This window comes from Gordonia sp. DT30 (assembly GCF_049844915.1).
GTDB lineage: Bacteria > Actinomycetota > Actinomycetes > Mycobacteriales > Mycobacteriaceae > Gordonia.
The window spans coordinates 1-396 of sequence record NZ_JBNCLY010000089.1 but is presented as its reverse complement, the minus strand read 5'-3'; the positions used below and the strand labels follow the sequence as shown (position 1 = coordinate 396).

Genomic DNA, 396 nt, shown 5'->3' with positions numbered 1-396 from the left:
AATACCACCGCCGACCACATCACCGTCCTACATCAGGCGCTGGAATCCCTACCGCAGGACTATCGTCCCACGCCAGGCGTTGGTGGGAGACAGAAGATTCTGGTCCGCTCCGACTCGGCTGGGGCCACCCACGGGTTCGCTGCCGCATGCCGCGAGGTTGGGGTCGAGTTCTCGTTCGGGTTCGCCGTTGATCACCGGGTCCGAGATGCTGTAGAACACCTCAATGCCACCGCCGGATGGATGCCGGCAATCGATTCCGACGGCGAGGTTCGCGAGGGCGCCTGGATCGGGGAGGCCACCGACCTGGTCTGCCTCAGGTCCTGGCCGGCCGGGACCAGGCTGCTGTTGCGCAAAGAACGACCCCACCCTGGTGCGCAGCTCAATTTCACCGATTCC

The 396-nt window shown here is 64.6% G+C and carries 1 protein-coding gene; it reads left to right on the top strand.

Annotated elements, in window-relative coordinates; translation table 11 throughout:
* Positions 1 to 396, top strand: a 396-nt coding sequence (locus ACLQ3C_RS21555) for a transposase (RefSeq protein ID WP_425707129.1), incomplete at both ends; no start/stop codon positions are given.